Here is a 917-nt window from a genome sequence, read left to right as displayed (position 1 = left end):
TTCAGCAGTTCCGACAGCAGTTCCGATTTTTCAATCGAAACCGTGCCGACCAGCACCGGCTGATTGCGCTCGCGGCATTCTTTGATAAGGGCGGCGATAGCTTCGTATTTCTCGCGGGCGGTACGATAGACCTCATCGTCATGGTCTTTACGCGAGACCGGCACATTGGTGGGAATATCCACCACTTCGAGATTGTAGATTTCCTGGAATTCCGCCGCTTCCGTCGCCGCCGTACCGGTCATCCCGGCCAGCTTCGGGTACATGCGGAAGTAATTCTGGAAGGTGATGGAGGCCAGCGTCTGGTTCTCCATCTGGATTGTCACGCCTTCCTTCGCTTCCAGGGCCTGATGCAGCCCTTCGGAATAGCGGCGGCCTTCCATCATGCGGCCGGTAAACTCGTCGATGATGATGACCTTATCGTCCTTGACGATATAATCGACATCGCGGGTAAACAGCACATGGGCGCGTAAGGCCTGATTGGCGTGGTGGACCAGGTTCACATTATTAATATCGTAGAGCGCGCCGCTTTCCAGCAGGCCGACTTCGGTTAGAAGCTCTTCGATTTTTTCTTGCCCGGCTTCGGTGAGGGCCACCGTGCGGGCCTTTTTCGTCCTTCTCGAAATCCCCTTCGCCCAGACGCGGAATAAGGACGTTCACGGCCTTATAGAGCGTCGAGCTATCTTCGGCGGGGCCGGAGATAATCAGCGGCGTGCGCGCTTCATCGACCAGGATCGAATCGACTTCATCGACGATGGCGTAATGGAAGGGGCGCTGAACCATATCGTCCAGGCGGAACTTCATATTGTCGCGCAGGTAATCGAAGCCGAATTCATTATTCGTGCCGTAGGTCACGTCGCAGGCGTAGGCGGCCCGGCGCTCGACATCGTTCAGACCATTGACGATACAGCCGGTCGATA

The 917-nt window shown here is 56.2% G+C and carries 1 pseudogene; it reads right to left on the bottom strand.

The window, feature by feature from the left end:
* Window positions 1–917 (bottom strand): annotated as a pseudogene (locus VZ95_RS20740) (preprotein translocase subunit SecA); the annotation flags it as partial.

This window comes from Elstera litoralis (genome assembly GCF_000963705.1).
Taxonomy (GTDB): domain Bacteria; phylum Pseudomonadota; class Alphaproteobacteria; order Elsterales; family Elsteraceae; genus Elstera; species Elstera litoralis.
This window is presented reverse-complemented; position numbering and strand designations above follow the sequence as displayed.